This window comes from Promicromonospora citrea, from assembly GCF_013004695.1.
GTDB lineage: Bacteria > Actinomycetota > Actinomycetes > Actinomycetales > Cellulomonadaceae > Promicromonospora > Promicromonospora citrea.
In genome coordinates this window covers 1-25,468 of the sequence record NZ_JABEMG010000014.1, presented here as the reverse complement: position 1 = coordinate 25,468, position 25,468 = coordinate 1, and the positions used below count along the sequence as shown (strand labels likewise).

The following is a 25,468-nucleotide window of genomic DNA, read 5'->3' as shown; positions in this document are numbered from 1 at the left end:
GCCGTGGTGCCGCGTCGTCCTCACGACGAACGGGCGGGCGCCGGCACGACACCCCTCGCCGGTGCTCACACGGCGGCGACCTCGTAACCCTCGGACACCAGCCGCTCGACGACGGCGGTCCTGTGCTCCTCGCCCTTGGTCTCGAGCTGCAGGTTGACCCACACCTCCGAGACGGAGAGCGACACGTCCGTGCGCGTGTGGTCGACGGCGACGATGTTCGCGCCGGCTGCCGCGATCGTCTCCACCAGCCCGGCGAGGGCACCCGGCCGGTCGGTCAGCCGCACCTGCAGCTTGAGGTAGCGCCCGGCTGCGACCAGGCCGTGCTGGACCACGCGCAGCAGCACCAGCGGGTCGATGTTGCCACCCGACAGCACGGCCACGACCGGCCCCTCGAACGCTCCCTCGCCCGCCGCCATGATCGCCGCGACGGCGGCGGCGCCGGCGGGCTCGACCAGGAGCTTCGAACGCTCCAGCACGCCCAGCAGCGCCCGGGAGAGCTGGTCCTCCGTGACGGTGCGGACCTCGACACCCTGCTTCTGCACGATCCCGAAGGGCACGTCGCCCGGCAGGCCGACCGCGATGCCGTCCGCCATGGTCGCGCCCAGGTCCCCTGCGACCGGCTTGCCCGCCTGCAGCGAGCCCGGATAGGCCGCGGCCGAGTCCGCCTGCACACCGACCACCTTGACGTGCGGCGCGGCCTCGGCCAGCACCGCGGCGATGCCCGCCACGAGACCGCCGCCGCCCAGCGGCACCACGACGGTCGCGACGTCCGGCACCTGGTCGAGGATCTCCAGGGCGACGGTGCCCTGCCCCGCGACGACGTCGACGTGGTCGAAGGGATGGATGAGCACCCGGCCGGACCGCGCCGCCTCGACGCGCGCCGCGGCGAGCGCCTCGTCGACGGACGCGCCCACGAGGCGCACCTCGGCCCCGTAGCCGCGTGTGGCGGCGACCTTGGGCAGGGCCGCGTCGACGGGCATGTAGACGACGGTGTCGATGCCGAGCATGCCCGCGGCGACCGCGACGCCCTGGGCGTGGTTGCCGGCGGAGGCGGCGACCACGCCGCGCTCGCGCTCCGCGGGCGTCAGCCGGGCGAGCCGCACGTAGGCGCCGCGCACCTTGAACGAGCCCGCGCGCTGCAGGTTCTCGCACTTGAGCAGCACCTTCGTCCCCGCGACGGCCGCCAGCGCCCGGCTCTCGGTGACGGGGGTACGGGTGATGACGCCGTCGAGCAGCTCGGCGGCGGCCCGGGCGTCGGCGGCGGACACCGTCAGGTGGCCGCCGTAGGACTCCAGGTCGAACGGATCCAGTGGCACAGCGCGCATGCTGCCCGACTACGCCGCCGGATGCACGTTCAGCGTGCCGTGCCCGGCGCGTCCGGCCCGGCGTCAGCGGCGGCGCCGGCGCCCGCTCCGGCGACCGGCGCCCCGTCGGCCTCCTCGTCCGGGGTCGCGTCCTCCGGCGTCGTGTCCACCGTGGGGACGGCGCCGGCGCTGCGGCGCAGCCGCAGCGGGATCGGTGGCGCGTCGGCCGCGCGCCAGCGGATCGGCAGCGCGTCCTCGTCGCCCAGCTCGGGGAACTTGTCGTGCCCGTTGAGGTAGAGGATCACCGTGTTGAGCACGGCCGCGACCGGCACGGCGAACAGCGCGCCGACGATGCCGCCGGCGTACGAGCCCGCCGCCACCGCGAGGATCACGGCGACGGGGTGCAGCGAGACGGCCTGGCCCATGAGGAAGGGCTGCAGCGCGTGCGACTCGATCTGCTGCACCAGCAGCACGACGCCGAGCATGATGAGGGCCGCGACCCAGCCGTTCGACACGAGCACGACGATCACGGCGATCGCGCCGGTCACGATGGCACCGACGACGGGGACGAACGACCCGACGAACACGAGGATCGCGATCGGCAGCGCGAGGGACGGGACGAAGAACAGCGCGCCGATGCCGATGCCGAGACCGTCGACGGCCGCGACGAGGATCTGTGTGCGGGTGTAGGCCGCGAGCGTGACGGCGCCGCGGCGGCCCGCCTGGTTGACACGCTCGCGCGCGGACTTGGGCAGCAGGCCGACGACCCAGCTCCAGATGCCGCGCGGGTCGTGCAGGAAGAAGAAGGTGCAGAAGAGGGCGATGAGCGCCCCGACGAGCACGCTGCCCGCCGTCGCCGCGGCGCCGAGGGCGCCGCTGACGATGGCGCTCTGCTGCGACTCGAGCTGGTCGAGGATGTCCTGGCTGTAGGTCTGCAGCTCGTTCTCGAGCCCGAACGTCGCGGCGAGCTGCGTCCACAGCTCGTTGAAGCCCGAGACGGCCTGCGTGCGCAGGTCGGCGAAGCCGTTGGCGATCGACTGGCCGGCCAGGGTCACCAGCCCCGCCACCACCACGATCAGCCCGATGAGCGTGAGGCCCGCCGACAGCCCGCGCGGGATGCGCAGCCGCTCGTTGAGCAGGCGCCGCACCGGCGTGAGCATGATCGTCAGCAGCAGCGCCACCGCGACGGGCACGACGATCGTCTTGAGCAGGGTGAGCAGCCAGAGCGTCGCGGCGACGAACGCCCCGATGAGCAGCATGCGCCACGACCAGGACGCCGCTGCCCGGATGGCGGGCGGAACCGCCCCGGACTCGTCGGTGGGCGGCGCGGTGGTCCGGCTCGACGTCACGCTGGTCTCCTTGCTCTGCGACGAACTCCCTGGTCCAACACCCTAGGTGAGCACACCTCGCGCCCGGCGGCTCGCGCACGCGCCGCACGGAAGGTGCACGGCGCCCTCACGATCCCGACAGATCGGTCAGGCCTCCAGCCTGCGCTTCTGCGGGTGCGGCGTCTCCCCGCGCTCCAGCATCGCCACGTACCGCTCGATGTTCCGCGCCCGGGTCTCGGGTCTCTTGACGCCGGTGATGCGCAGGAGGATCGCGTACCGGTTCTGCGCCGTGAGGATCCCGAACATCTCCGCCGCGCGCGGGCTCGCCGCGAGCGCCTCGGCCAGGTCGGGCGGCACCTGGATGTTCGCGCTGCCCTCGTAGGCCACGTCCCAGCGCCCGTCGGCCTTGGCCCGGTCGATCTCCTCCTGACCGCGCGGGCGCATGCGGCCCTCGGCGACCAGGCGGTCGACGATGCGCACGTTGCGCGCCGACCAGCGGCCGCGCGGGCGGCGCGGGCAGAACCGCTGCAGGGTCGTCACGTCGTCGCGGCTGCGTCCCTGCGCGTCGATCCAGCCGCTGCACAGCGCCTCCTCCAGCGCCGCGTCGTAGCCGAGCGCCGTCGGGGCGTCCTTGCCCTTGCGCGCGAGGATCAGCCAGACCCCGTCCGACGTCGACTCGTGCGCGTCCAGCCAGGCCCGCCACGCCGCGACGTCGGGGACCAGCATCTCGGGGTCGGTGCCTGCTGCGGGTTCTCGCTGCGCCATGGACGGCACGCTACGCGGGGCCACTGACATCCCGCCGCCCGTCGCGCGGCGCGAACGCCCGCAGCGCGTCGGCGTCGCTGTTCGCGGACGTCACGTACTCGCGCGCCCACGCAGCGGCGTCCGGGTAGGTGCTGCCCGCCGTCACGGCGGCGACCGCGGCCTCGACGTCGACCGGCGTGTGCCGCAGCTCGACCTGGCCGTCGCGCAGCAGCGCCCACGAGCCGCCGGCGCGGCCGTACGGCATGCCGACGCTGCCGGGGTTGACGCACAGCCTGCGGTCGACGAGGCGGACGAACGGCATGTGGGTGTGGCCGAGGACCACCGTCGTGACGTCGGCGTCGAGCCCGCCGAGCACCTCGGCCCAGCGCTCGAGCGACGAGTCGACGAGCACCACCTCCTCGTCGTCGCGCGGCGTGGCGTGGCAGAAGACGACGCGGCCGAACCCGCGCACGGTCAGCTCGGCGGGGTACGGCAGGGCGGCGAGCAGCGCGACGTCGTCGGGCCGCAGGCGGGCGGCCGCCCACGCGGCGACGGGGTCGGGGACGTCGGCCGTGCCGCCACGGGCCAGCGTGACGAGCTCGCGGTCGGCGTTGCCGCGCACCAGCAGGGCCCGGTCGCCGAGGGCGCGCAGCCGGTCGAGCACCTCCACCGGCTGCGGTCCGGCCGCGTGGTCGCCGGTGACGACCACCCGGTCCGCGGCGGCGACGTCGGGCTCGGCGAGCACGGCGTCGAGCACGGGCAGCACGCCGTGCACGTCGGACAGGACGGCGACCGTCCGCACCTGCGCGTCACCGGTCTCGCTCATGCCCCGAGCCTGGCGCCCGCCGCGGCGGCGCGCCACCCGCTTCTGCCGACGGCAGAGCGCTGTGCCGTGCGTCATGCTGGAGGTACGGACGGAACACCCCCCGCTCCGCCGGTGTTGTGCTGGACGAGACGTGCCACCGCACGGAACAGAACCAAAGGATGTGTGTTCGATGACGTTCCTGAACTCCCTCTTCGGCTCGTACTCCGGCAAGACCACGATGGTGGCGCCGGAGGACGCGCTGCCCGGCCGCTCCGCCCCGGTGCTGCAGGCCCCGCGCCCGCACACGGTGCTCGGGTCGTCGATCACGGGGCCGTGGGAGCCCGGCACCCGCGTCCTGTACCTCGCGATGGGCTGCTTCTGGGGCGCCGAGGAGATCTACTGGCAGGTCCCCGGCGTCGTGAGCACCGCTGTCGGGTACATGGGCGGCACGACGCCCAACCCGACGTACGACGAGGTCTGCACGGCGCGGACCGGCCACACCGAGACGGCCCTCGTGGCGTACGACCCCGAGAAGGTCAGCGAGGCCGAGCTGCTCAAGATCTTCTGGGAGCGGCACGACCCGACCCAGGGCTTCCGCCAGGGCAACGACGTGGGCACGCAGTACCGCTCGGCGGTCTACTGGACGACGCCGGAGCAGGCCGAGGCCGCGCAGGAGACCGCGCAGCGCTACGCCGAGGTGCTCAGCGCCCGCGGGTACGACGCGATCACCACGGAGATCGCCCCCGCCGCCGAGGCCGGCCCGTTCTACTACGCGGAGGACTACCACCAGCAGTACCTGTCCGACGCGAAGAACCCGAACGGCTACCGGTGCCACGCCACCACGGGCGTCCCGTTCCCCGACGCCGCGTGAGCACCTCTCGCTGAACCCGGACCCGCTCCGGCCCGTGGCCACGTCCCCGCACCGGGGGCGTGGCCACGGGCGTGATGCTCCTATCGGCTGTCAGTGGCGGCCCGTAGAGTCGCCGCATGATGCGGATGCCCGCCACGGAGATCACCGTGGCCGCCGAGGACTGGTACGGCCGCGACCTGTCCGGCGAGGACCACATGGCGACGTTGTTCCGCGACGTCGACCTCACGGAGGCGACGGGGACGGGCGCCACGTTCGACTCGTGCGTCTTCCGTGGCGTGCGCTTCAACAGCGCGCACCTCACCGAGGTGGCGTTCACGTCGTGCGCGTTCGACGGGTGCGTGTTCTTCGACGCGACGCTCGAGCGCTGCAAGCTCGTCGGCTCGCAGTTCGGCGGCTGCCGGTTCGAGCTGCTGAAGGTCGACGGCGGCAACTGGTCGTTCACCGCGCTGCCCCGCGCGGCACTGGCGGGAGCCCGGTTCGACGGCGTCCGGCTGCGCGAGGCCGACCTGTCCGGGATCACGGCGTCGGGCGCCGTGCTGACGGGCTGCGACCTCTCGGCCGCCGACCTCGACCATGCCGACCTCACGAACGCGGACCTGCGCGGCAGCGACCTGTCGGCGCTGGACCCCCGCACGGCCACGCTCACCGGCGCCGTGGTCGACGAGGCCCAGGCGCGCGTGCTCGCCGAGGCCCTCGGCGTCGTCGTCCATCGGGGCTGAGCGCCCGGGGAACCGGTTCGTGGAATCGGTTCGATCGGGTGTCGCGGGCGGCCTATGCTCGGTCCGCTCGCACACGGACTCGCACACCGACCAGCCACCCGAGCCAGAGGGACGAGGATCGACGATGATCAGCCGCGAACTGACCGACTGGACCCTGACCGCCACCGACGGCCCCGTCCCGGAGGAGCTCGCGGGGGTGTCCGTGCCCGCCCGTGTCCCGGGCACCAGCCACACGGCGCTCCTGGAGCGGGACCTCATCCCCGACCCGTACCTCGGGACCAACGAGACCGCGGTCGCCTGGATGCGGCGCACCGGCTGGCGGTGGGCGACGGTGCTCGACGAGCCGGCCGCCGCGCCCGACGAGCGCGTGGACCTGCTGTTCGAGGGCATCGACACGGTGGCGAGCCTGTCGCTCGGCGGCACGGCGCTCGGCAGCACGGCGAACATGCACCGCTCCTACCGGTTCGACGTCCGCTCGCTCGTGGGCGCACCGGCCGACCTGGTGGTGGACCTCCGGCCCGCCGTCGTCGTGGCCGAGGCGGAGGCCGAGCGCATCGGGACGCGGCCCATGGCGTACGACCAGCCGTTCAACATGGTCCGCAAGATGGCCTGCTCGTTCGGCTGGGACTGGGGCCCCGACCTCCAGACCGCCGGCCTGTGGAAGCCCGTGCGCGTCCAGCGCTGGCGCGTCGCGCGGCTCGCACGCGTCACGCCCCTGGCCACGGTGGCCGACGACGGCACCGGGCGGGTCGACGTCCGGGTCGAGATCGAGACGTCCGGGCTGGCCGAGGCCGGGCCGCTCACCGTCGACGTGGCCGTCGGGGATCGCGGCGCCTCCACCGGCGTGCCTGCGGGCTGGTCCGGCGGGACGCTCGAGGTCGCGGTGGACGCGGGCGAGGTCGACCTCTGGTGGCCGGCCGGCCACGGCGACCAACCGCTCCACCCGATCGAGGTGACGCTGTACGAGGGCGACGGCACCGACCGCTCGGCACCGCTGGACACGTGGTCGGGCCGGGTCGCGTTCCGCACCGTCGAGGTCGTCACCGACCGCGACGAGCACGGCACGAGCTTCGTGTTCCGCGTCAACGGCAAGCGGGTCTTCGCCCGCGGCGCCAACTGGATCCCGGACGACCACCTGCTGACCCGCATCACGCGCGAACGGCTCGAGCAGCGCGTCGACCAGGCTCGCGGCGCGCACCTCAACCTGCTGCGCGTGTGGGGCGGGGGCATCTACGAGTCCGACGACTTCTACGACGTCTGCGACGAGAAGGGCGTCATGGTCTGGCAGGACGTCCTGCTGGCGTGCGCCGCGTACCCCGAGGAGGAGCCGCACCGGACCGAGCTCGAGGCCGAGCTGCGGGAGAACGCGGCGCGGCTGGCTCCGCACCCCTCCCTCGTGCTCTGGAACGGGAACAACGAGAACATCTGGGGCCACGAGGACTGGGGCTGGAAGGAGCGCCTGGGCGACCTCACCTGGGGTGAGCACTACTACTACGAGCTGTTCCCGCGAGTCCTGGCCGAGGTCGACCCGACGCGGCCGTACTCCGACGGCTCCCCGTACTCCCCCGGCTTCACGCCGCAGGAGCGGCACCCCAACGACCCGGACCACGGCACGCACCACCAGTGGGACGTCTGGAACCGGATCGACTGGGCGCACTACCGGGACGACGTGCCGCGGTTCGCGTCGGAGTTCGGTTTCCAGGGGCCCGCGACGTGGGCCACCCTGCGGCGCGCGGTCCTTCCTGACAGCGCTGACGTGCCGGAGGGCTTCAAGGACTCCGAGGTCTTCCTGCTGCACCAGAAGGCGATCGACGGCAACGGCAAGCTCGACCGCGGCCTGGCCCCGCACCTGGACGTGCCCGACGACTTCGTCGACTGGCACTGGGCCACGCAGCTCAACCAGGCGCGGGCGGTCCGGTACGCCGTGGAGCACTACCGCTCGTGGTGGCCGCGTACGGCAGGCGCGATCGTCTGGCAGCTCAACGACTGCTGGCCGGTGACCTCGTGGGCCGCCGTCGACGGCGACGGCAGGCGCAAACCGCTCTGGTACGCCCTGCGCCACGCGTTCGCCGACCGGCTCGTGACGGTCCAGCCGCGCGACGGCGGCCTGGCGGCCGCGCTCGTCAACGACACCGACGAGCCGTGGACGGGGCGCGTCGAGGCGGCCCGCACGACGCTGGGCGGCGAGGTCCTGGCGACGTCGCGCGCCGAGGTGACGGTCGAGCCGAGGTCGGTGACGCTCGTCCCGCTCGCCGGCGACGTCGCCGCCGTCGCCGACAGCTCCCGCGAGGTGCTGACCGTGTCGTTCGGCGGGGAGCGCGGCCTGCACCGGTGGGCCGAGAGCAAGGACCTCGCGCTCGACCCGGCCCCGCTCCGCACGGCCGTGACGCCGGACGGCGACGGCTACCGGGTCGAGGTCACGGCGACGTCGCTCGCGCTCGGCGTGACGCTGCTGCCCGACCGGCTCGACCCGGCCGCACAGGTCGACGACCAGGTCGTCGACCTGCCCGCCGGCGCGACGGCGGTGTTCCACGTGACCGGTACCGGGCTCGACCCGGAGGCACTGACGGCCCGGCCGGTGCTGCGCACGGAGAACGACCTGGTCCGGGCGGGCTGAGCCCGGGCAGGTCCGGACGGGCCGAGCCCGGGCGGCCGGATGTCAGGGGCCCCACGTACGGTGGTGGCCCAGGGGGGCGAGAGGACGACGGATGAACAACCTGGCCGAGGGGTCGAGCTGGTCGGTGCTGCGCCGCGACGGCGTGAGCGTCGTGGTGTCGCACCCCGAGCGGGGCCTGCCGCTGGTGCTGCACTGGGGCGCCGACCTGGGGGACCTGTCCCCCGCCGACGTGCTCGCGCTGGACGCGGCGACGAGCAGGCAGACGGCGCCGGGCACCCTCGACGCGGCCTGGCGGCCCTCCCTCCTGCCGCAGGAGGGTGACGGCTGGTCGGGCCGCCCGGGCGTGCAGGTGGCGGCCGACGGCGTGCTGCTCTACCCGCGCTGGGCCGTGACCGAGGCGGAGCGGGCACCGGCCGAGCTGCGGGTCACGGCGCGCGACGAGGTGCTGGACCTCACGGTCAGCACCCGGCTCGAGATCGGGGCCGGTGGCCTCGTGCTGCTGCGCCACGAGCTGACCAACGACGGCGAGCGCACCCTCGACGTGCACTGGCTGGAGGCGACGCTGCCCGTGCCGCGCGCGGCCGACCACCTCACGCAGTTCACGGGCCGGTGGTCGCGGGAGAAGGTGCCGGTGACCAGCGAGCTGCCGGGCGGCAGCACCGTGCGGCAGACGCGGCGCGGCCGGTCGGGGCACGACGCGCCGTGGGTCACGGTCGCGTCGTCGGGCGCGCCGCGCAACCGGACCGGCGAGGCGTGGGCGACCCACCTCGGCTGGAGCGCCGACGTGACGCACCGCGTGGACCGCCTCACCGAGCACACGACGCTGCTCGGCGCGGGCGAGCTGCTGCGCCCCGGCGAGATCCGGCTGGCGCCGGGCGAGACGTACCGCACCCCGGTGGCCTACTTCGCGTGGTCGCCCGCCGGGCTCGACGGCGTCTCCGACCGGTTCCACACCTGGCTGCGCGCGCGTCCGCAGCACGTCACGACGCCGCGGCCGCTCGTGCTCAACACCTGGGAGGCGGTGTACTTCGACCACTCCCCTGCCACGCTCGAGCGGTTGGCGCGGCGTGCCGCCTCCGTGGGCGTCGAACGCTTCGTGCTCGACGACGGCTGGTTCCACTCCCGCCGCGACGACACCGCGGGACTGGGCGACTGGGTCGTGGACCGCGACGTATGGCCCGACGGACTGGACCCGCTGGCGGACCTGGTGCACGGGCTCGGCATGGAGTTCGGGCTGTGGTTCGAGCCGGAGATGGTCAACCTCGACTCCGACCTGGCCCGCGCCCACCCCGAGTGGATCCTGTCGAACACGGCGGCCGTGCCGTCGCCCGACGGGCTGTCCTACCGCACGCAGTACGTGCTCGACCTGGCGAACCCCGACGCCTGGGAGCACGTGCGGGGCCAGATGTCCGCGCTGGTGTCCCAGCTCGGCATCGACTTCATCAAGTGGGACCACAACCGCGACCTCGCCGAGCCGGTGCACCACCGGGCCGACGGCGTGCCACAGCCGGGCACGCACGTGCAGACGCTGGCCGCGTACGCGCTCATCGCCCGCCTCAAGGCGGACCACCCGGGCCTGGAGATCGAGTCCTGCTCGTCGGGCGGTGCCCGCACGGACCTCGGGATCCTGGAGCTGACCGACCGGGTGTGGGCGTCGGACTCGAACGACCCGCTGGAGCGGCTCGACATCCAGCGGTGGACGTCGCTCGTCCTGCCGCCGGAGCTGATCGGCGCGCACGTGGGTCCGTCGCCGACGCACTCGTCAGGCCGGGTCACCGAGCTGTCCTACCGTGTGGCGACCGCGTTGCAGGGGCACGCGGGCTTCGAGTGGGACCTCCTGACGTGCACGGAGGACGAGCTCGCCGCAGTGTCCGCCTACGCGGCGCTCTACAAGGAGCTGCGCGGCCTGGTGCACACGGGAACCGTGGTGCACGCCGACACCGTGGACCCGGCGCTGCGTGTCACCGGGTTCGTCGCCCCCGACCGCTCCGCGGGCGTCTGGACGGTGGCGACGGTGGCGTCGCCGCAGGACGCGCTCACCGAGCGGGTCCGGTTCGACGGCCTCGACCCCGCCCGGCGCTACAGCGTGCGGGTGCGTGACGAGGTCGGCGCCGCGAGATGGCTCGGCGGCATCACACCGGGGTGGCTGGGCAAGGAGGCGGTCGAGATGCCCGGGGCGGTGCTCACCGGGGTCGGGCTGCAGCTGCCGACGCTCTGGCCGATGCAGGCGCTCGTCCTCCACGTGACGGCCGTGTCGTGAGCGAAGGCCGCCGGCGGGTGGGTGCCCGCCGGCGGCCTTCGTGCCGCGTCGCCTCTCGGCTCAGCCGTTGAGCACGCCCTTGCGGCGCAGCACGAGCAGCGTCACGCCGCCGCCCACGAGCGCCAGCGCGATGAGCGTGAAGCCGATGACGGTGCTCGCGCCGGTGGCGGCGAGCTCGCCCTCGGCCGGCACGGGGGCGGCGGCCTCCTCGGCAGGCGCCTGCCCGTCGGCCTCGTCGGCGACCGGCTCAGCGACCGGCCCAGCAACCGGCTCAGTGCCGGGCTCGGCGGCCGGGCCGTCCGTGGGCTCGTCCACCGGCGCGGGCTCCTCGGCGGGCGCCGTCGGCGCGGGCTCCTCGGCAGGGGGCGTCGGCTCCGTGCTCGGCGTCGTCCCGGCGGCGACGGTCACGAGCGTGTAGTGGCTGACCGCCTTGCCGCTCGAGTGGCTGATGGTCACCTCGGCGACCGGCGGGTCCACCGTGACGGTCTCGGGTCCGGCGCCGTTCTTGGCGGACCCGGCCTTCACGCAGTAGCCGGTGATGAGGTAGCCGTCCGGCGCGGTGACGGTGACCGAGCCCTGCTCGCCGCCGACGTCGACCTTCCCGTCCTTGGGGCAGGTCGCACCACCGGTGGTCGCGACGGGTGCAGCGGGGGCCGGGGCGGCGAACGCGGCGGACGGGGCGCCGACGAGGCCGGCCACGAGGAGCGCGGACGCTCCCCAGACGGTGATCTTGCGCACGGGGCGCTCCTTACTGGCAGGAGACGGGACGGAACTTCTGGGCGCCCGTCGTCGGGCGCGTTCCGGGGAGCGTAGCCAGAATGTCGCAGATCGCCAATATTCGAGTTTCGCGGCAAAAAACCTTACAGCGGCTTTTCTCGGCTTCTACCGACGTTTGCCCTTTTTCTGCCCTGTGGAACCGGAGCGCGGCCCTGAACCTCGCTGCGCGGCTCCGCGGCCACGCCCCTTCGCCCCTCGAGCCTGCTTCCCGCGACCGTCCCGTTGCGCCGCGGCGGCGCTGTGACCTGCTTTCTTGTCCTCTCCTTTGCTCGCGCCCCGTCCGCGACCGACCTTCTCCGCCGCTGCCGGGGCCCCGCGCCCGCGCGAGCTGTTCACGGTGCGCCCGCGGACGATCCCGATCAGTTCCTCGACCAGGTCCGTCGTGCGCTCCGTGGGCCAGACCAGCCCGACGGGCGCCGTCGGCCCGTCGACGAGCACGCGGTAGGTGACGTCCTTACGTCGGTGCAGGCGCGCGAGCGACATCGGCAGCACCGCGACCCCGACGTTCGCCGCCACCGTCGCGACGGCGTCGGCCGTGGTCGCCACGCGCTCGAGCGGCGTGCCGTCGGGGCCGGCCGGCACCGTCCCGGGGACCGGGCGGTCGGCGAACAGGACGTCGTCACCGGGCACCCAGACCGGGTCGTCGGCGATGTCGGCGCTGGTCACGGTCTCGTCGTCGGCGAGCGCCGCGAGCAGGTGGTCGCGGGAGACGCACACGACCGGCGTCTCCTCGTAGAGCGGGATGGCGGAGTAGACCTCCTTGTCGACGGGCAGCCGGCCGATCGCGGCGTCGGCGTCGCCGGACCCGAGCGTGGCCGGCACGTCGGCGGCCTCGACCTGGACCAGCTCGAGCTCGACGTCGGGCAGCCGCTCGCGCCACACCGCCGCCCACTTCCCCGGCGTCGCGCCCGGCACGTACGCCAGCCGGAACCTCTCGCCCGCCTGCTCACTCGTCACGCCCCCAGGCTACGGCCCGTCGGGACGACACCGAGTGCCGACGTGCGCGCGTCCCGAGCCCGCCCGAGCCGTCTACTGCAGAGCTCGTTCCGCGAGATCCGCCATCGGCCGAACCAAACTCTGCACGCTCCGACCGGGAGACAGCCGGGTCGTGAGGTCGACCGACGGCGGGACGGCGGACGCGGAACGCCGACGGAAGCGGGCCAGGTGCGCCGCGACCTGCCGACCGAGGTCGCCGTCGCCGCTGCTCCGCGGCGCGGGAAAGCGGAGGAGCACGAGGCGACCGCTGCCGACGAGACGGTTCTGGCGCGCGGCGTCGTCCGCGAGCATCTCGCTGCCGGCGTGGAACTCCCGGCCGTCGATCTCGACCACGAGGTAGCGGCCGTCGGGCAGCACCCAGCAGAAGTCGACCCGCCCGAGGAACCGACCGTCCGCCCAGAACTCGATCTGCTGCCCGTCGGGCGGGACGCCGTGGTCGATCAGCGAGAGCCGCGCGAACGTCTCAGCCGGCGAGCCGTCGTGCCGCGAGACGAGAGCCAGCCACGGACGCACCCGCGTCGCCCCGCGCCGACCGCGGATCAGCGCCGCGATCTCGCCGAGATCCGGGACGCGTCCCGCGCGCAGCGCGTCGCCGAGCACGGCGACCGCGTTGTCCCGCGGCAGGGTCAGCAGGCCCTGCGCCAGCGCGTGAGCCGTCTCGGCGACGTCTCTGCCGTGCCACCTGATCACCGGAAACGTCCCGTACCGCCGCAGCGTCGTACCTGGTCGCACCCCGGCGTCCATGCGCGCGGGCCGCGACACCTCCGGCGTCACCAGCACGGGCAGCCCACCGACGCCGAGCAGCGCGAGCGCGCACGCGCCCGTCGCGACGCCGTCGGGATACGCGAGCAGGCCGACCCAGGCGGCCCGACGGCGCAGGTGGTCGTACCGGCCGTCGCGCAGCCGTTGCGGCACGGGGTCGACGCACGTGTCGTACACACCGCGCGTGACCCGTGCCCACGACCCCGCGCGCACCAGACGGTGCACGCGCTGCCGGGTCAACCCGGCGTCCAGGCACTGGGTGATGCCGACCAGCCGCTCCTGGCGGGACGCGAGGTCGAGCAGCTCGGCGGGAAGGATCGGGGCGGGGCTCACCCGAAGAATTCGAGCGCATCACGGGTGGCCGGCGCCGGGCGTCCGACCGGCGCCTGTGGACGACGCCGCCTGTGGACGAGCTCGGTCCGTTGCGCCCCCGACGGAACGGTCCGGCCCGCCCCCGACTTCTTCTCGCCGCCGCGTCGCCGCCGCGCCGCCGTCCGGGCCGGAGCGCCCCCACCGTGAAGTGCAGAGCTTGGCTCCGCGATCCCCGTGGTGTCGGTGACACAGTCTGCAGCGGACGGTCCGCGGGGTGATGAAGACTGCACTCGGTCGACGGTCGGTCGATCCGGGCGGCCAGTACCCTGGGGGCATGAGCTCCTCCTTCTCCTCGCAGCGGTTCAAGCCGTCCAACGCCGCCAAGCGGCTCGGCGTGTATCTGCCTGCCACACCGCGGGAGTTCCAGGAGAACCCCGTCACGCGCGCGGAGCTCGAGGAGATGGAGACGAACCCGCCGGAGTGGCTGTCCGACCTGCGGCGCAACGGCCCGCACCCCCGGCCCGTCGTCGCCGGGCGGCTCGGCATCTCGATCGCGGGGCTGGCCCGCGGCGGCATCACGGAGCCGCTGACGACCGAGCAGATCGACGAGCTGCGCGAGGACCCGCCGGAGTGGCTCGTGCGGGAGCGCGAGATCGCGGTGCAGGTACGCGCCGAGGAGGAACGGCTGGCGGCAGCCCGCACCGCGGCGGAGAAGAAGTCGCGCTCGGCGCGGTGAGCCCCGCCGCCGAGGCCGTCCTCGCGCTGCTGCGCCCCTTCCCCGAGGACGGCGCACGCGCCGACGGCCCCGTCGCCGTCGACGCGACCGACCGGCTGCTGCTCGACGAGGCCGCCGCGCTGCTCCTCGGCGCGGACGGCGCGGATGATGAGGACGGCGCGGCCCGCGCCGACGTCGCCCCCGGGCGCACCGCCGATGATGACCGCGCGGTCATCATCGGCGACCGGTTCGGCGCGCTCACGATCGGCGCCCTCGCGCTGGGCGTCCGGCACGTCGACGTGCACACGGACGCCCTCACGGCCGAGGCCGCGCTCGACGCGAACAGCGCCCTGGTGAGCGAGCCGCTGCGGGCGGCCCACGCCGGCGGCGGGTTCGGCTTCACGGTCCACGACGACCTGTCCGCGGAGCTCGTGCGCGGGGCGCGGCTCGTGCTCCTGCAGCTCCCGAAGTCGCTGGCGGAGCTGACGGAGATCGCCGAGCTCGTCGCGCGCGAAGCCGACCCCGCGGTCGTCCTGCTCGCGGGCGGGCGCGTCAAGCACATGACCCACGCGATGAACGACGTGCTCGCCGCGTCGTTCGGCCACGTGAGCGCGTCGCTGGCCCGGCAGAAGTCGCGGTTGCTGATCGCCCGGGAGCCGCGGGCCGACGTCGGAGCGCCGTCCTACCCGGTGACCGCACGGCTCACCGATCAGGAGATCGTCCGTGCCGCGACCCCGCCCGCGGGCGCCCCCGCGGACGCGACCCGGCGCACCGCCCTCACCGTCGTCGCCCACGGCGCTGCCTTCGCCGGAGCGGCCCTGGACCAGGGCACCCGCTTCCTCCTCGCCCAGGCCGACCGCTGGCCCACCCTGCCCACCACGGGCCCGGCCACCGGCCCGGCCACCGGCCCGGCACAGCGGCCCGGCACGGCGGACCCGACCGCAGCGCAGCGCACCACCGCGCACCCCACCACCGCGCAGCGCACCACCGCCGTCGACCTCGGCTGCGGCACCGGCATCCTCGCCACGGTGCTCGGCCTGCGCTATCCCGGGGCCCGCGTCGTCGCCACCGACCGCAGCGCCGCTGCCTGTGCCTCGACGCGGGCGACGCTGGCCGCCAACGGCATCACCGGCACCGTCCTGCGCGACGACGCCGGCTCGACGCTGCCCGACCGCTCGGCCGACCTGGTGCTGCTCAACCCGCCGTTCCACGACCGCGCAGCGCTGAGCACCGACGCGGCGCACCGGATGTTCGCCACGGCGGGCCGCGTCCTGCGCCCGGGCGGCGAGCTGTGGACCGTGTTCAACACCGGCCTGCACTACCGCGGTGCCCTCGAGCGGGCCGTCGGCCGCACGGAGCACGTCGCGCAGAACCGCCGGTTCACGGTCACGCGGAGCGTCGCGCGCGCCTGACCCGTGGCACGAAGGCTGCGGGAATCACTTACTGATCTGTCAGTTGACCACGGTTAGCCTGACGGAGCGCCCGTCCGGGTGCACCCGCACGGCAGCACGACCGGCCAGGCCGTCACCGGCGAGCCGGCCTGCCCCGAGCACGAAGGACGTCGACGATGACACTCCGAACCACCTTGCGCGGTGCCGCCGTCGCGGCGGTCGCGGCCTCGCTCGCCGCGGGCACCGCGGTGACGGCGCTGCCGGCCACCGCCGCGCCCGGCGACGGCCCCGGCAGAGCGCTGGCCCCGGCGGCCCACCCCGGCCAGCAGGCGGGCAAGCACCAGCCCGGCAAGCCCGGCAAGCACACGCCCCGCCCGGGCAAGCCCAAGCCCGGCAAGCCCGGGAAGAACGACCCGAAGGCCGCGGACCCCGACTTCGGACCCAACGTCACGTTCATCGACGAGACGTGGACCACCGACCAGATCAACGCCTTCCTGGACACGGTCAACGACGAGGCGGAGTTCAGCCTCGACCGGCACCAGGTGTTCTTCGAGCCGGGCACGTACGGCAGCGCCGCGGGGCAGGACGACCCGGCCACCGCGACCGGCATCGTGAACGCCGAGGTCGGCTACTACGAGTCGATCGCGGGCCTCGGTGCCCAGCCCGGCGACGTCCTCGTCAACGGCGCGCTGCACGTCGAGCCCGTCGTCGGGTGCCCGGACCAGCCCTGGGCGTGCGCGGACCCCGGCTCCCTGACCCGGTTCTGGCGCTCCATGTCGAACCTCGCGTTCAACCCGATCCAGCGTCCCGTCGGCGAGGACGCCGCGCGGCCGTTCCCCGCGGGCGTCGTCGAGCCGCACCAGATGCGCTGGGCGGTCTCGCAGGCGGCGCCGATGCGGCGCGTCGACGTGCGCGGCAGCCTCACGGTGTTCGGCCGGTACGGCGAGTTCGCCTCGGGCGGCTACCTGGCCAACTCGCGCGTGGCCGGCACCATCACCACGGGCTCGCAGCAGCAGTGGTTCACGCGCAACAGCGAGGTCGGCACCTGGGACGGCGGCGTCTGGAACATGGTGTTCTCCGGCGTCGAGGGCGCCCCGGCCACGGACTTCGGCCAGGATCTCGGCGACGGCGCACGCGGCGTGAAGACCACGCTCGACAGCACGCCCGTGAGCCGGGAGGCGCCGTTCCTCTTCCGCGCCTCCGACGGCGAGCTCAAGGTCTTCGTGCCGCACGCACGGACCGGCAGCCAGGGCGTCGACTGGGGCACGGACGCGGCGTCGGGCCGCACCATCGGCATCGAGGACGTGTACGTCGCCCGCGCCGACACCGACACGGCCGCCTCGATCAACGCGGCGGTCGCGGGCGGCAAGCACCTGCTGCTGACGCCCGGCGTGTACGAGCTCGACGCGCCGATCCGGGTCGACAACCCGCGCACGGTCGTGCTCGGCCTCGGCTACGCGTCGCTCACGCCGACGGCGGGGACGGCGGCGCTCGAGATCGGCGACGTGCCCGGCGTCGTCGTCGCGGGGATCACGGTGGACGCGAACGTGCCCGAGTCCGAGACGCTGGTCCGCGTGGGCACGCCCGGCGGGGCGGGCGCCGACGCGTCCGACCCGACCACGCTGAGCGACGTGTTCGTCCGCGTGGGCGGCCCGTGGGTCGGCAAGGCCGTGACGTCCATCGAGGTCAACACCGACCACACCCTGCTCGACCACATCTGGGCCTGGCGCGGCGACCACGGCCAGGGCATCGGCTGGGACGCGAACACCGGCGCCCACGGCGTCGTCGTCAACGGCGACGACGTCACGGCGACCGGCCTGTTCGTCGAGCACTACCAGGAGAACCAGACCGTGTGGAACGGCGAGCGCGGCCGCACGGTCTTCTACCAGAGCGAGATCCCGTACGACCCGCCGTCGCAGGACGCGTACCGGGACGGCGACCGGCCGGGCTGGGCGTCGTACCGCGTCGCGGACGGCGTGACCCAGCACGAGGCGGTCGGTCTGGGCGTGTACTCGTTCTTCAACCAGGGCGTCGATGTCCGCGTCGAGTCGGGCATCCAGGCCCCCCGGACGGCGGGGGTGCGCTTCCGGTCGATGACGAGCGTCTTCCTCAACGGCTCGGGCGGCATCAACCACGTGATCAACGACACGGGCGACCCGGCGGTCGGTGGCTTCGCCAGCCCGCAGGTCGTCTCGTACCCGCCCACCTCCTGAGACGCCGAGTGCGGGATCGTCGCCCCTTCCGCTCTGCCGAAGGGCGACGATCCCGCACTCAGCGGGACATCACTTGACGGCGACGATGTCGACGACGAAGACCAGGGTGTCCGTGCCGCCGATACCGGCCTGCGGCACGCCGCGCGCGCCGTAGCCGTGCTCCGGCGGGATCGACAGCATCAGGCGCGAGCCCACGTTCTGGCCGACCATGCCCTTGTCCCAGCCGCCGATGACCGCACCGACACCGATCGGGAAGTCGATGGTGGTGCCGCGGTCGTAGGAGTTGTCGAAGACGTGGCCGCCCCAGGTCTGGCCGAGGTAGTTCACGACGATGGTGCGCCCGGACTCGACGACCGGGCCGTTGCCCTCGGAGAGCACCTGGACCTGCAGGCCGGCGGGTGCGCCACCCTCGGGGAACGTCAGCTCGGGCTTGTCACCGAAGCTGCCGGAGGCGGTAGGAAGCGTGGTCACGAGGATTGCCTCTCGATCGGGAGGGCACCGGGGGTTCCCGGCGCCGGTACGCCCCCAACCCTATGCGGGTGACAGCACGGCTCGCGAAGCGACGGCGACCTCGCGCAGCGCCTCCAGGGCCGCCACCACGGGCGGCGTGTGCGCCACGGCGTCCTGCACCACGGCGTAGATCGAGCGCACCGGGGTGGGCCGCACGACGGGCACGGCCACGGTGCCGGACGGCAGGTGCGCCGCGCCCAGCTCGGGCAGCACGGTCATGCCGATGCCCGCCTCGACGAACGCCATCGCGGTCGGGTAGTCGTGCGCCTCGACGTGGAACGTCGGGCTGAACCCCGCCGCCGTGCACGCCTCCAGGAGGTTGCGGCGGCACCAGCCGCGCGCGAAGTCGTTGTCCACCCACGACTCCTCGGCCAGCTCGGCGAGCTCGACCTCGTCCCGCCCGGCGAACCGGTGCCCGTCGGGCAGCACGACGACGTACGGGTCGTCGAGCAGGTGGTGCGCCGTGAAGCCGGTGCCCGGGTCGAACCCGGCCTGCGCGACGGCGACCTGCACGTCGGCCCGGTCCTCCGTCTTGTCGGGGATGTGCTCGGCCAGCTCGAGGTCGAGGCGCACGCCCGGGAACCGGGTGGTGAGCACGCGGACCACGCCCGGCAGCCACGCGGAGCCCACCGAGGCGAAGTACGCGAGCGAGAGCGACCCCGTCCGCCCCGCGCGCAGGTCGGCGATCATCGACTCCGCCTCGCCCAGCCGCTCGAGCACGCCGTCGGCCTGCGCGGCCAGGGCGTGCCCCGCCGCGGTGGGGCGGATCCCGCGGCCGTGCCGGGCGAGCAGCTTGAGGCCGGTCTCGCGCTGGAGCGCCGAGACGTGCTGGCTGACGGCGGACGGCGTGTACCCGAGGTTGGCGGCAGCGGCGCCGATCGACCCGGAGGCGACGACGGAACGGAAGACGCGCAGGCGGTGGACGTCGAGCATGACTCAACCCTACAGCGAGGCTGAATCCGGATGAAGGAAGAATCGCTGGTGCTTCACGGTCCTGCGGGGCGACGATCAGGGCATGACCACGAACGCAGCGGCCGAAACCCGCCAGACACCGCCGTCGCCCGCGGGCAGGGTGGACGACGTGACCACGACCTCCACCCGCGTCCCCGGCCCCGCCGACGCCCCGGCGGCCCCGGCCCCCGGTCGCCGTCTCCTCGTCCCGCTCGCCGCCGCCGTCACCGTCGTGCTGTGGGGCTCGGCGTTCATCGGCATCCGGGCGGCGGGCTTCGACTACTCCCCCGGCGCGCTCACGCTCGGCCGGGTCCTCGTCGGCACGCTCGCGCTCACCGTCATGGCGGGGCTCACGGGCAGGCTCCGGCTGCCGCGCGGCCGGGTGCTGGCCGGCGTCGCCGTCTGGGGCGTGCTGTGGTTCGGGCTGTACAACCTCGCGCTCAACGCCGCCGAGCGCACGCTGGACGCCGGCACCGCGTCGCTCCTCGTCGGCCTCGCGCCGATCCTCATCGCGGTGTTCGCGGGCCTCACGCTCGGCGAGGGCTTCCCCGCCCGGCTGCTCGCCGGCATCGGCATCGCGTTCGTCGGCGTCGCGGGCATCGCGCTGGCCACGTCGGGCGGCGCGTCCGACGGCGTCAGCGTCGCGCTCGGCCTGGCCGCCGCGCTGGTCTACGCGGGCAGCACCATCCTGCAGAAGCGGCTGCTGCCCCACGTCGACGCCCTGACCATGACGTGGCTCGGCTGCCTCGCCGGCACGGTCGCGTCCCTGCCGTTCGCCCCCGCGCTGCTCGCCGAGCTGTCGGCCGCCTCGACCTCCGCCACGCTGAGCATGGTCTACCTGGGCGTCTTCCCCACCGCCGTCGCGTTCGCCACCTGGGGCTACGCCCTCACGCGGACGACCGCGGGCCGCCTCGGCGCCGCCACGTACGCCGCCGCGCCGCTCGCCGTGCTCATGTCGTGGGCGTTCCTCGGCGAGGTGCCCGCCCCCGTCGCACTGGTCGGCGGCGCGCTGTGCCTCACGGGCGTGCTCGTGGCCACGCTGCGGCTGCGCTGACCGGGGCCGTCACCGGTGCGCCACGGCCTCGCCCGGGCCTGGTGCACCGATTGACCACGTAAGATGGCGCACGAGATGAGTGCCCCATGACGACACCGAGAACGCCCCAGAAGCCGCGTGGCAGCGGCCGTCCGACGATCAGCGACGTGGCGGCGCTGGCGGGGGTCTCGCCGGGCGCCGTCTCGAAGGTCTTCAACGGCACCGGGCGCATCTCCGAGGCGACCGCGGAGCGCATCCGCGACGCCGCCCGCAAGCTCAGCTGGCGCCCCAACGCCGCGGCGATCGCGCTGCGCACGGCGCGCGCCCAGGCGATCGGCCTCGTGCTGAGCAGCGACTCGAAGGTGCCGGGCGTCGGTGCCGGCAACATGGACTTCATCTCGGGCATCGAGTCGGTGCTCAGCCCGCGCGAGTACGGCCTGCTGCTCAACGTCTTCATCTCGGGGCAGCACGACGAGCACCACTTCTACCGCACGCTCGCCGAGCGTCAGCGGATGGACGGGATCATCCTCACCAACTCGATGGTCGGCGACACCCGTCCCGAGCTGATGACCCAGCTCGGCCTGCCCGCCGTGCTGGTCGGCACGCCGTGGAAGCCGGGCGCGATCGAGTACGTCGACGCCGACCCGCCGGGCGCGGGCATCGCCGAGACCGTCGACCACCTCGTCGAGCTGGGCCACGAGCGCATCGCGTACGTCAGCGGCCCGAAGGACTTCGTGCTCCCCGTGCAGCGGCGCGAGGCCTTCGTCCAGCGCCTCGCCGAGCACGGGCGGCAGCCGCACGCCGTGGTCTCGGTCGAGTACTCGCCCGCCCGTGCGGCCGAGGAGACGACGGCGCTCCTGGCGGCGCCCGTGCGCCCGACCGCGATCCTGTACGGCACGGACACCATGGCGATCGCGGGGATGCGCACCCTCCAGGCCGCAGGGCTGCGCGTGCCCGACGACATCTCGGTGGTCGGCTTCGAGGGCCTCACGCTGGGCGAGTGGATCGACCCGCCCCTGACCACCGTGCAGCGCTTCGCGTTCCAGCGCGGGCGGGCGGCGGCCGCCAAGGTGCTCACGCTGCTCGGCGAGACGGTCGAGGAGCCGGTCCCGCTGGAGCGCCCGGCCCTGGTGGTCCGCGGCTCGACGGGCCCGGCCCCCCGCTGACCCAGCCCCCGGTATCCCCCGCGCGCCGAGATCTGGTGTTCACGGCGAGATCTGGTGGAGCACGACCAGATCTCGCCGCGAACACCAGATCTCAGCGGGCGCTGGGGGCATCAACCCGGGGGCGTCACCAGGTGAGGCGGAGCGTCGCCAGCTCGCGGACCGGGGGCAGCGCGACCTCCAGCCGGCGGCCGTGCGCCACCGGCGCGGCGTCCACCCAGCCCGCGTCACCGAGCACCTGCACCCGCACGGCACCCGGCACACCATCCGGCACAGCACCATCCGGCACAGCACCGGCCGCCCCCGCGAGCGCCCCCACCCGGTCGAGGTCGAGCTCCACCCGCGCCCCCTCGAGCGGCGACACCCGCCGCCGCTGCCCGCGCATCATCATCGGGTCGGTGAGGTTGGCGGCGAGCACGGTGAACGACCGCTCGCCGGCCCAGGTCGCGACGTCGAGCACACCGGGGCCGCTCACGGACGCCGCGGCGCTGCCGCCCAGCCCGTGCCGGACGGCGTTGCCGAGCAGGGTGAGGTGGTCGGCCTGGAGCGCCTGCCAGTACAGCTCGGTGGCGTTGAACCCGACGACGTCGACGCGCCCCGCGCCGAGCGGTGCGCCGAACACGGCGGGCTCGGTCGGCTCGGACCGGGGGTAGACCTCCTCCATGGGCAGGTCCGGGTGGTCGGGCACGAACCGCCAGGCCACCTCGGCGGCGTCGGGCAGGGGGCCGAAGCGGACGAGGCGGGTGCCGCCGACGATGCGGCGCGCGTCCCCGAACCCGTCCTGGAGGGGGCCGCCGGGCTCGCGCTGCACGTAGTTGTTGCGCACGATGCCGTCGCGCCGCTCGGCCACCTCGACGCCGAGCAGCTCGGTGACGAGGTGGCCGCGGCCGGCGACGTCGGGTCCGCCGCCGGTGAGCAGCACGGACCCGCCGGAGCGGGCGAAGGCCGCGAGCGCGTCGGCGGCCTCGGCCGGGACCTGGGGCACCTCGGGCACGACGACGAGCCGCACGCCCGGCCGCTCGAGCACCCCGAGCGACCCGGGGCCGACGTACTCGAACGGCACCCCGAGCTCGACGAGCACCTGGTAGACGCCCGACGCGGCGTCGCGGACACGGCGCGAGGCGGTGTGCGCGTCGGCGTCCCAGACGAGGGTCTCGGCGACGGGCCGCTCGTCGTCGCGGCCGACGGCGACGGCCTCGTGCAGCCCGAAGGCGCGCTCGACGGCGGGGATCCACCGCGGGTCGTGGATGCGGGCGGCGAACTTCGTGTACCAGGGGAAGGCCCCGTGCACGAACCCGTCGACGATCCACCCGGTGGTCTCGACGCCCGCGTTGACGGAGTCCTTCCACCGGAAGTCGTGCGACTCGGGGCCGACGGAGGTGATGAGGCCGACGGGCTTGCCGGGGTGCAGCGCGCGCACCCGCTTGGCGTCGCGACCGGCGGCCCACAGCGCCTCGCCGTCGCCCCTGGCCTGGTGGTCGACGAGCAGGAACGGCACGGAGCGCGCGACGCGCGGCTCGAGGTCGGCCGCGGTGAACGAGCCGAGGTTGGGCACGAACCGGACGTCGGGGGCGACGTCCTGCACGGCGCGGTCCCAGTGGGCGACGAGCTCGCTGAGGCGGGACCGGCGCCAGGCGCGGTAGGTCGCCCACGCCGCGCCGTCGGCGGGGTCGGCGGACCGGGGCAGCGGCAGGCCGGTCGCGGCGCGGTACTCGCGCTCGGTCGTCTCGGTGTAGCCGGGCCCGTGGCCCTGCCACCGGTTGGCGAACAGGGCGTCGACGTCGTACTCGCGGGCGATCTCGCGCAGCACCTCGGTGGTGAGCTCCCAGCTGTACCCGCCGAACGCGTCGGTGAGGTAGATGCCGGGCATCGCCCAGTGCTCCCGCAGGGCGCCGTCCTCGGTGCGGGCGATCCACTCCGGGCGCTGGTCGGCGACGTCCTGGTGCACCGCGTGGGGGTCCACCCGGGCCATGACGGCCATGCCGCGCGAGCGGGCCAGGTCGACCACCTCGCCGAGCAGGTCGCGGTCGCCGAGGTGGACGCTGCGGTGGTGGAGCCCGACCTTCGTCGGGTAGTAGGCCACGTAGCCGCCCGCGCTGATGCAGACCGCCGTGGACGCCGTGCGTTCCATGACGTCGGCCCACGCGTCGAGGTCGAAGTCGAGCGGGTCGTTCTCCACGAAGGTGAGCTGGGTCCAGCGGTGCTCGCCGCCCAGCCGCGTGCGCTGTGCCGTTCGGGTAGCCGTCATTTGATTCCCGTCGTCGCGATGCCCTTGATGATGTAGCGCTGAGCGAAGACGAAGAACAGCACGATCGGCACCAGCGAGATCAGCGACATCGCGAACATCGTGCCGATGCCACTCGTCGTCTCGGTGTCGACCAGCGACTTCAGCGCCACGGGGACCGTGTACAGCTCGGTCCGGGTGAGGTACAGCAGCGGGCCGAAGTAGTCGTTCCACGTCCAGATGAAGGTGAAGATGGTGGTGGTGATGAGCGCGGGCTGCATGAGCGGCAGGATCACGGACCAGAAGATCCGGAACGGCCCGGCGCCGTCGATCATCGCGGCCTGGTCCAGCTCGCGCGGGAGCGACCGGATGAACTGCACCATGAGGAAGATGAACACCGCGTCGGTGGCCAGGAACTTGGGCAGCAGCAGCGGGACGTAGGTGTTGATCCACCCCAGCTCCGCGAACAGGATGTACTGCGGGATCACGAGCACGTGGAACGGCAGCATGATCGTCATGAGCGTCAGCGCCAGGTACACCTTGTTCATCCGGAAGTTCAGGCGCGCCAGGGCGTAGGCCGTGAGCGAGCACGAGAACAGGTTGCCCAGCACGGAGCCGACGCCGATGAGCAGCGAGTTGCCGAGGAACAGCGTGAACGGCGAGCCGAGCGCGTCCCAGCCGTCGACGTAGTTGTCGAGGGTGACCTCGGTCGGGACGATCCCGGTCTGCGACAGGATCAGGTTGCTCGGCTTGAACGAGCTCACGACCATCCACACGAGCGGGTAGATCATGAGCAGCACGAACAGCAGGAGGACGGCGTGCCGCAGCAGGCGGCTCCCCCTCGAGGTGCGGACCGTGGCAGCCATCATTCGTCTCCGTAGTAGACCCAGCGCCGCGACACGACGAAGTTCGCGGCGGTGGCGGCGGCGATGACGAGGAGCAGCACCCACGCCATCGCGGACGCGTAGCCCATGTCGAAGTTCACGAAGCCGCGCTGGTAGATGTAGAGGGTGTAGAAGAGCGTCGAGTCGAGCGGGCCGCCGCTGCCGCCGCTGACCACGTGGGCCTGCGTGAACGCCTGGAAGGCGCCGATCATCTGCAGGATGAGGTTGAGGAAGATGATCGGGGTGAGCAGCGGGATCGTGATCGACCAGAACCGCCGCACGCGGCCGGCGCCGTCGATCATCGCGGCCTCGTAGAGGTCCTCGGGGATCTGCCGCAGGCCGGCGAGGAAGATCACCATGGGCGAGCCGAACGTCCAGACGTTGAGCACCACGAGGGTGGACAGCGCGAGCGACGGGTCCTGCAGCCACGAGCCCAGCTCGAGACCGAACCAGCCCAGGACGTGGTTGACCAGGCCGTCCTCGCCGAAGATCTGCCGCCAGAGGATCGCGATGGCCACGCTGCCGCCCAGCAGGGAGGGCAGGTAGAACGCGCTGCGGTACAGCGACAGGCCGCGCAGGCCCTTGTCGAGCACGACGGCGAGGAACAGCGCGAACGCGAGCTGCAGCGGCACCGACACCAGCACGTACACGAGGGTCACGCGGACGGCGGCCCAGAACCGCTCGTCGCCCGCCATGCGCGTGAAGTTGTCGAGGCCGATGAACTGCGGCGCGCTGAGCAGGTCGTAGTCCGTGAACGCCAGCACGGCGGACGCGACGAGCGGGCCCGCCGTCACGCCGACCATGCCGATCATCCAGGGCAGCAGGAAGACGTGGGCGACCAGGCCCTGCCCCCGCGCGCTGCCGCCGCGGCGGGGTGCGCGCGGGGCGG

The 25,468-nt window shown here is 73.9% G+C and carries 21 protein-coding genes; 9 read left to right on the top strand and 12 right to left on the bottom strand.

The annotated features are described in order from the left end of the window. Positions 1–65: 65 nt before the first annotated feature. From ilvA to HLB15_RS04750, 4 genes are all read right to left on the bottom strand, one after another. Positions 66–1,316 (bottom strand): threonine ammonia-lyase, encoded by a 1,251-nt coding sequence (ilvA, locus tag HLB15_RS04765; protein ID WP_189087079.1) that lies wholly within the window; start codon positions 1,314–1,316, stop codon positions 66–68. A 38-nt stretch (positions 1,317–1,354) separates the two neighbouring features. Next, a complete protein-coding gene (locus tag HLB15_RS04760; protein ID WP_171104161.1) occupies positions 1,355–2,653 on the bottom strand; it encodes an AI-2E family transporter in 1,299 nt (432 codons plus the stop codon). 126 nt (positions 2,654–2,779) lie between these two features. Beyond that, complete coding sequence (locus HLB15_RS04755; RefSeq protein WP_171104160.1) at positions 2,780–3,397, bottom strand: YdeI/OmpD-associated family protein; 618 nt, start codon at positions 3,395–3,397, stop codon at positions 2,780–2,782. A 10-nt stretch (positions 3,398–3,407) separates the two neighbouring features. Further along, a complete protein-coding gene (locus HLB15_RS04750; protein WP_171104159.1) occupies positions 3,408–4,202 on the bottom strand; it encodes a metallophosphoesterase family protein in 795 nt (264 codons plus the stop codon). 169 nt (positions 4,203–4,371) lie between these two features. Here HLB15_RS04750 and msrA point away from each other — a divergent pair, with 169 nt between their 5' ends. The 4 genes from msrA to HLB15_RS04730 all read left to right on the top strand — a co-directional run bounded on the left by msrA (position 4,372) and on the right by HLB15_RS04730 (position 10,648). Then, positions 4,372–5,052, top strand: a complete 681-nt coding sequence (msrA, locus tag HLB15_RS04745) for a peptide-methionine (S)-S-oxide reductase MsrA (protein WP_171104158.1) — start codon at positions 4,372–4,374, stop codon at positions 5,050–5,052. 116 nt (positions 5,053–5,168) lie between these two features. Then, the gene (locus tag HLB15_RS04740; protein WP_171104157.1) at positions 5,169–5,771 is read left to right on the top strand and encodes a pentapeptide repeat-containing protein; all 603 of its coding nucleotides are present in this window, start codon (positions 5,169–5,171) and stop codon (positions 5,769–5,771) included. Positions 5,772–5,895: 124 nt separating this feature from the next. Then, positions 5,896–8,388, top strand: coding sequence for a glycoside hydrolase family 2 protein (locus tag HLB15_RS04735; RefSeq protein ID WP_171104156.1), 2,493 nt, complete (start codon positions 5,896–5,898; stop codon positions 8,386–8,388). Between the two features lie 91 nt (positions 8,389–8,479). After that, positions 8,480–10,648, top strand: a complete 2,169-nt coding sequence (locus tag HLB15_RS04730) for an alpha-galactosidase (protein WP_171104155.1) — start codon at positions 8,480–8,482, stop codon at positions 10,646–10,648. Between the two features lie 60 nt (positions 10,649–10,708). On the opposite strand, the gene HLB15_RS04725 is transcribed toward HLB15_RS04730, so the two are convergent. From HLB15_RS04725 to HLB15_RS04715, 3 genes are all read right to left on the bottom strand, one after another. Further along, on the bottom strand, positions 10,709–11,386 hold the full coding sequence (locus HLB15_RS04725; RefSeq protein ID WP_171104154.1) for an LPXTG cell wall anchor domain-containing protein: 678 nt from the start codon (positions 11,384–11,386) through the stop codon (positions 10,709–10,711). Positions 11,387–11,530: 144 nt separating this feature from the next. Beyond that, positions 11,531–12,382 carry a LysR family transcriptional regulator substrate-binding protein gene (locus HLB15_RS04720; protein WP_171104153.1) on the bottom strand — a complete coding sequence of 284 codons (852 nt, stop codon included), beginning with the start codon at positions 12,380–12,382 and terminating at the stop codon, positions 11,531–11,533. Between the two features lie 72 nt (positions 12,383–12,454). Then, positions 12,455–13,516 (bottom strand): type IV toxin-antitoxin system AbiEi family antitoxin domain-containing protein, encoded by a 1,062-nt coding sequence (locus HLB15_RS04715; protein ID WP_171104152.1) that lies wholly within the window; start codon positions 13,514–13,516, stop codon positions 12,455–12,457. A gap of 313 nt (positions 13,517–13,829) precedes the next feature. Here HLB15_RS04715 and HLB15_RS04710 point away from each other — a divergent pair, with 313 nt between their 5' ends. From HLB15_RS04710 to HLB15_RS04700, 3 genes are all read left to right on the top strand, one after another. Then, complete coding sequence (locus HLB15_RS04710) at positions 13,830–14,231, top strand: DUF5997 family protein (protein ID WP_171104151.1); 402 nt, start codon at positions 13,830–13,832, stop codon at positions 14,229–14,231. Next, positions 14,228–15,622, top strand: a complete 1,395-nt coding sequence (locus HLB15_RS04705; RefSeq protein WP_171104150.1) for a class I SAM-dependent methyltransferase — start codon at positions 14,228–14,230, stop codon at positions 15,620–15,622. Before HLB15_RS04710 ends, HLB15_RS04705 begins: the two co-directional genes overlap by 4 nt. A gap of 155 nt (positions 15,623–15,777) precedes the next feature. Next, positions 15,778–17,814, top strand: coding sequence for a pectate lyase-like domain-containing protein (locus HLB15_RS04700; RefSeq protein ID WP_171104149.1), 2,037 nt, complete (start codon positions 15,778–15,780; stop codon positions 17,812–17,814). A 69-nt stretch (positions 17,815–17,883) separates the two neighbouring features. On the opposite strand, the gene HLB15_RS04695 is transcribed toward HLB15_RS04700, so the two are convergent. Continuing rightward, positions 17,884–18,285: an FKBP-type peptidyl-prolyl cis-trans isomerase gene (locus HLB15_RS04695; RefSeq protein ID WP_171104148.1), complete on the bottom strand. Its 402-nt coding sequence runs from the start codon at positions 18,283–18,285 to the stop codon at positions 17,884–17,886. 60 nt (positions 18,286–18,345) lie between these two features. After that, positions 18,346–19,257, bottom strand: a complete 912-nt coding sequence (locus HLB15_RS04690) for a LysR family transcriptional regulator (protein WP_171104147.1) — start codon at positions 19,255–19,257, stop codon at positions 18,346–18,348. An 82-nt stretch (positions 19,258–19,339) separates the two neighbouring features. On the opposite strand from HLB15_RS04690, the gene HLB15_RS04685 reads away from it, so the two are divergent. Both HLB15_RS04685 and HLB15_RS04680 read left to right on the top strand, forming a co-directional pair. Further along, entirely contained in the window at positions 19,340–20,329 is a 990-nt protein-coding gene (locus HLB15_RS04685; protein WP_171104146.1) for a DMT family transporter, read from the top strand. Positions 20,330–20,415: 86 nt separating this feature from the next. Beyond that, positions 20,416–21,474: a LacI family DNA-binding transcriptional regulator gene (locus HLB15_RS04680; protein ID WP_171104145.1), complete on the top strand. Its 1,059-nt coding sequence runs from the start codon at positions 20,416–20,418 to the stop codon at positions 21,472–21,474. 124 nt (positions 21,475–21,598) lie between these two features. On the opposite strand, the gene HLB15_RS04675 is transcribed toward HLB15_RS04680, so the two are convergent. The 3 genes from HLB15_RS04675 to HLB15_RS04665 all read right to left on the bottom strand — a co-directional run. Next, positions 21,599–23,719, bottom strand: a complete 2,121-nt coding sequence (locus HLB15_RS04675) for a family 10 glycosylhydrolase (protein ID WP_171104144.1) — start codon at positions 23,717–23,719, stop codon at positions 21,599–21,601. Beyond that, positions 23,716–24,561, bottom strand: coding sequence for a carbohydrate ABC transporter permease (locus HLB15_RS04670; RefSeq protein WP_171104143.1), 846 nt, complete (start codon positions 24,559–24,561; stop codon positions 23,716–23,718). The genes HLB15_RS04675 and HLB15_RS04670 overlap by 4 nt, the downstream gene beginning before the upstream one ends. Next, positions 24,561–25,468 (bottom strand): carbohydrate ABC transporter permease (locus tag HLB15_RS04665; protein WP_171104142.1); only part of this gene is annotated, 908 nt, incomplete at its 5' end. The genes HLB15_RS04670 and HLB15_RS04665, both read right to left, overlap by 1 nt.

Bases quoted from the DNA above. Each gene is read 5' to 3' on its own strand.
- HLB15_RS04710 (WP_171104151.1), top strand. From the start codon at position 13,830: ATGAGCTCCTCCTTCTCCTCGCAGCGGTTCAAGCCGTCCAACGCCGCC.
- HLB15_RS04740 (WP_171104157.1), top strand. From the start codon at position 5,169: ATGATGCGGATGCCCGCCACGGAGATCACCGTGGCCGCCGAGGACTGG.
- HLB15_RS04680 (WP_171104145.1), top strand. From the start codon at position 20,416: ATGACGACACCGAGAACGCCCCAGAAGCCGCGTGGCAGCGGCCGTCCG.
- HLB15_RS04675 (WP_171104144.1), bottom strand. From the start codon at position 23,719: ATGACGGCTACCCGAACGGCACAGCGCACGCGGCTGGGCGGCGAGCAC.
- HLB15_RS04735 (WP_171104156.1), top strand. From the start codon at position 5,896: ATGATCAGCCGCGAACTGACCGACTGGACCCTGACCGCCACCGACGGC.
- HLB15_RS04685 (WP_171104146.1), top strand. From the start codon at position 19,340: ATGACCACGAACGCAGCGGCCGAAACCCGCCAGACACCGCCGTCGCCC.
- HLB15_RS04670 (WP_171104143.1), bottom strand. From the start codon at position 24,561: ATGGCTGCCACGGTCCGCACCTCGAGGGGGAGCCGCCTGCTGCGGCAC.
- HLB15_RS04730 (WP_171104155.1), top strand. From the start codon at position 8,480: ATGAACAACCTGGCCGAGGGGTCGAGCTGGTCGGTGCTGCGCCGCGAC.
- HLB15_RS04700 (WP_171104149.1), top strand. From the start codon at position 15,778: ATGACACTCCGAACCACCTTGCGCGGTGCCGCCGTCGCGGCGGTCGCG.
- HLB15_RS04690 (WP_171104147.1), bottom strand. From the start codon at position 19,257: ATGCTCGACGTCCACCGCCTGCGCGTCTTCCGTTCCGTCGTCGCCTCC.
- msrA (WP_171104158.1), top strand. From the start codon at position 4,372: ATGACGTTCCTGAACTCCCTCTTCGGCTCGTACTCCGGCAAGACCACG.
- HLB15_RS04750 (WP_171104159.1), bottom strand. From the start codon at position 4,202: ATGAGCGAGACCGGTGACGCGCAGGTGCGGACGGTCGCCGTCCTGTCC.
- HLB15_RS04755 (WP_171104160.1), bottom strand. From the start codon at position 3,397: ATGGCGCAGCGAGAACCCGCAGCAGGCACCGACCCCGAGATGCTGGTC.